Source organism: Priestia sp. FW507-14D1A (genome assembly GCF_058781295.1).
Map to the genome: position 1 here is coordinate 1 of NZ_JBYSWQ010000025.1, position 4,467 is coordinate 4,467.

Annotated in this window: 3 protein-coding genes and 1 pseudogene; 1 reads left to right on the forward strand and 3 read right to left on the reverse strand. The window is 36.6% G+C overall.

Annotation, left to right across the window (positions count from 1 at the left end; genetic code table 11):
- The 3 genes and pseudogenes from AC3WJG_RS26620 to guaB all read right to left on the reverse strand — a co-directional run.
- Positions 1–122 (reverse strand): annotated as a pseudogene (locus AC3WJG_RS26620) (pyridoxal 5'-phosphate synthase lyase subunit PdxS); the annotation flags it as partial.
- Between the two features lie 190 nt (positions 123–312).
- On the reverse strand, positions 313–1,668 hold the full coding sequence (locus tag AC3WJG_RS26625; protein ID WP_028410382.1) for a serine hydrolase: 1,356 nt from the start codon (positions 1,666–1,668) through the stop codon (positions 313–315).
- 150 nt (positions 1,669–1,818) lie between these two features.
- The gene (guaB, locus tag AC3WJG_RS26630; RefSeq protein ID WP_013081319.1) at positions 1,819–3,285 is read right to left on the reverse strand and encodes an IMP dehydrogenase; all 1,467 of its coding nucleotides are present in this window, start codon (positions 3,283–3,285) and stop codon (positions 1,819–1,821) included.
- A gap of 116 nt (positions 3,286–3,401) precedes the next feature.
- On the opposite strand from guaB, the gene AC3WJG_RS26635 reads away from it, so the two are divergent.
- A complete protein-coding gene (locus AC3WJG_RS26635; RefSeq protein WP_337134720.1) occupies positions 3,402–4,370 on the forward strand; it encodes a YaaC family protein in 969 nt (322 codons plus the stop codon).
- Positions 4,371–4,467: the final 97 nt, after the last annotated feature.

Sequence of the window (4,467 nt, forward strand, 5' to 3'; positions counted from 1 at the left end):
ACAGCGCCTGCTGCTTCTGCAATTTTTGCTTGCTCTGCATTGATAACGTCCATGATAACGCCACCTTTTTGCATTTCCGCCATTCCTCGTTTTACACGATCAGTACCTGTAATGTTATTCATGTTTGTCTTCCTCCTGTATCAAGTGTTTCACAATAATTTTTAGTGTATATACAAAATTCAAAACTTAGTGTCTATTTTACCGCATTTTTCGGAAAATTCCTATCTAATTTATAGATTATATACAAACAAATCTAAAAATAAAAAGAAGAGATACTCTCTTGTAGTATCTCTTCTTTCTCTTCAGTTATCATTAAAACCAGTTATTCACTGTATTTGCAGCATTCATCCAAATATCGCTGAAGAAGTTGCCAATACTGCGGATAGCGAGAGAGAACCATCCAGCTTTTTCAACAGATTCGTTTGTCACAACCGGCGTCATGCTATCTGTAGTTTGACCTCCTACATAGCCTAAATCTTTAAGATTGCTGTTTGTTGCACTGACATAAGCAACTGTTTCTCCTTTTTTAATAGGAGCAACAACTTTTTGATCGTTCATAACTTTATCGTTTAACTTAAAGTTGATTTTAGTATGATCTTTTTGACCTTTTTCGGTAATAATCTTTACCGAATTCTTTGGAGAAACGGAAGCTTCTTTTGATTTTCCTTTAGCAACATTAATTGTTTCATGCCCTTTAATCTCGCCGTTAGCAGGCACTACTTCTTTTAACTGAAAATGACTAAAAGCATAATCCAATATCTTTTTTGTTTGGGAAAAACGAGCAGCTTCCGTAGACTTGCCGTTTTCCTTAGCATTCATTACAACTGTTATGTATCTTACCCCGTTACGCTCTGCAGTCCCAGTGAAACATTGACCTGCAAAATCTGTATGGCCAGTTTTTAAACCGTCTACGCCGCTGTAGGCAGCTGAAAAACCTGGGAGCATCTTGTTCCAATTGTTCATTTTTGTTTCGCCTTGTTGCCCTTGTCTAAACATCTTAGAAGGAGTTTTAGCTACTTCCAAAGATTCTGGATAATCATGAATTAAGTGATAAGCAAGGGTAGCAACTGCCCGAGCCGATAGAAGGTTCTCATCTTCTTCCTTCGTTCCTTTTGGATACATTCCTTTTAACAGAGAATTAGAAAGACCTGTGGAATTGACAAATTTTGATTCACCCATATTTAATCTTTTTGCCGTTTCGTTCATTAACTTAATAAAGTTTTCTTCAGAACCACTGACAGCTTCAGCTAAAGCGATTGCAGCTCCATTAGCTGAGTAAATAGCCATGGCATCATATAATTCTTTCACCGTGTATTTTTGGTTTTCAATTAACGGTACATTCGATAATCCATAATCTTGAGAAATTTTAGCTGCATATTTACTAACTGGCACACGTTGATCCCAAGATAATTTCTTATCTTTTATGGATTCTAATACTAGGTATTCTGTCATCATTTTTGTCATGCTTGCAATACCTAATAAAGCATCCGTATTTTTCCCGTATAATACTTTCCCCGTACTTGCCTCTACTAAGATCGCTGCATCTGCTTCAACGCCAATATCATCTGTTTTAGGAGCAGCTGATGCTTGTGTAGAGACAAAAAATACGCTGGCCATTAACATAACAGCAATGACACAAATTAATTGTTTCTGTACTGCGTTTCTCACTCTATACCCTCCAAACGTAAACTCACATAAATGTAATTTTATCATACTAAAATTTAAAAAAATAGATAAAGAAGTACTGTTACATTCATGATCCATGACATAAAAAACACGTTTCCCTAATAGGGAAACGTGTTTTTTAAACATTCATGATTATCTCATAGAATAGTTAGGAGATTCTTTTGTGATTTGTACATCATGTGGGTGGCTTTCTCTTAAACCTGCTCCAGTCATACGAATGAATTGTGCCTGTTCACGTAACGCTTCTAAGTTAGCTGAACCACAGTAACCCATTCCTGCGCGTAAACCGCCGATCATTTGATATAAAGTATCTGCTACAGGTCCTTTGTAAGGCAAACGTCCTTCGATACCTTCTGGAACTAATTTTTTATTATCTTCTTGGAAGTATCGATCTTTACTTCCTTTTTCCATAGCTCCTACAGAACCCATTCCACGGTACACTTTAAAGCGTCTACCTTGGTAGATTTCTGTTTCTCCAGGACTTTCTGTCGTTCCTGCTAGAAGGCTTCCTAGCATTACTGTATGTCCACCAGCTGCAAGTGCTTTTACAATATCTCCAGAGTATTTAATACCGCCATCTGCGATAATAGCTACACCGTGCTTACGAGCTTCAGTTGCACAATCATATACTGCTGTAATTTGTGGAACGCCTACACCAGCTACAACACGAGTTGTACAAATTGAACCAGGTCCAATTCCTACTTTTACTACGTTTGCTCCTGCTTCAATTAATGCTTTTGTACCTTCAGCAGTTGCTACGTTGCCAGCAATAATATTTAACTCTGGATATGCCTCGCGAATGCTGCTTACCGTATCTAAAACGCCTTGTGAATGTCCATGAGCTGTATCAATAACGATAACATCAACGCCAGCTTGTACTAATTTTTCGATACGAACGTTTGAATCAGCTGTTACGCCAACAGCTGCTCCAACTAATAATCGACCTTGTTGATCTTTAGCTGCATTTGGAAACTCAATTACTTTTTCAATGTCTTTAATTGTGATAAGGCCTTTTAATACGCCATTGTCATCTACAAGAGGTAACTTTTCAATTTTGTATTGCTGTAGAATTTTCTCTGCTTCTTCTAAAGTCGTTCCTACTGGAGCAGTAACCAATTCTTCTTTTGTCATTACATCAGCAATTTGCATTGAATAATCTTGGATAAAACGCAAGTCGCGGTTTGTAAGGATTCCAACTAGTTTTTGTTCTTCTTCGTTGTTGACAATCGGCACACCTGAGATACGATATTTGCCCATTAAATGTTCAGCAGCAAATACTTGGTTTTCAGGAGTTAAAAAGAAAGGATCCGTGATAACACCACTTTCAGAACGTTTTACTTTATCAACTTGTTCTGCTTGCTGTTCAATCGACATGTTTTTGTGAATGATACCTAAACCACCTTGTCTAGCCATCGCAATAGCCATTTCAGCTTCTGTAACTGTATCCATTCCTGCACTGATGAACGGCACCTTTAATTTTAATGTTTTTGTTAGTTCAACACTCATATCAACGTCTTTAGGTAATACCTCAGATTTTGCTGGCACCAGTAAAACGTCATCAAATGTTAAGCCTTCTTTAGAAAATTTGCTTTCCCACATTATAGAATCCTCCTTTAAACGACAGAATATTATTAGTAGATTAACAAGCAGATATGTACCTGTCAATAACTTCACTAGATATCAGATAATTCTAATAAAAAGAAAAGGTGATTTAGTTGCATAAATTTAATGATGTTTGGACGTCCTACAATTTATTTTTCTCCGTTCCTTTTGTACAAGACTTTTTAAAAAAGCGCTATCAAAAATTGAATTATAGCGATGCAGAGCAACATAGCTTTAAAAACAGTTACCCCTTTATTTATTATTTGGAACACAGTAAAAATTATTATCAAGTTGCGGCACAATCTCCTGTATCAGTTCAACCAGTTTTATTATTTTATGGAATGTCACAGCTGTTAAAAGCCTGTTTGTTAACACAAAATCCCGTATATCCAGAGAATACGGCGGTGTTAGCACATGGAGTATCAACACGAAAAAGAAAAAAACAAAGTTATGGTTTTTTAGATGATGAAGTTAAGATCCAAAAAAGCGGTTTGTTTTCACAAGTAGGAGAAGAATTGTTTCATGTGAAACAACTAGAAGGTAGTAAATATACAATGAATTACCTGTTGTCGTGCGTACCAGAATTAGATACATTATTTTTAAATTTGGGTACTAGGTCATTTTCCCATTTAACAACTATTGGATTGCTTCCAGCTACTTCTTTGTCTATTCCTGAACAAGTTACACGGTGTTATCATATGAATCACGAAAGGCTCTACTCTTTTTTAAAAGAGCGTTCCCGTCTATCATTGTCTCTGTCAGAAGATCAGGTACGTATTCTTGACCCTTCAAGCCGTTTATATAATTGTTCACCTTTTATGTACAATTTCCAAGATAACACGCTGCATGCGCCCTTGGAAAAAGATAGCTGCTTATATTTCCCTGAGATGTTGGCACATTACTTATTACTTTATAATTTAAGTATGATTTCACGTTATGAAACGGAGTGGTGGTATGAATTATTGCATACATACTCTTCGAAAGATTACCCATTTATCTTGAGATTCCTGGAGGTTACGGCTCAAAAGATTCCTTACTTAATTTCTTGTTACTTAAATGAACATACAAAAAAGACTAGCTAAAATAGCTAGTCTTTTTTCAAGTGCCTGGCAACGTCCTACTCTCACAGGGACAAAGTCCCAACTACCATTGGCGCTAAAGAGCTTAACTTCCGTGTTC

Bases quoted from the DNA above. Each gene is read 5' to 3' on its own strand.
- guaB (WP_013081319.1), bottom strand. From the start codon at position 3,285: ATGTGGGAAAGCAAATTTTCTAAAGAAGGCTTAACATTTGATGACGTT.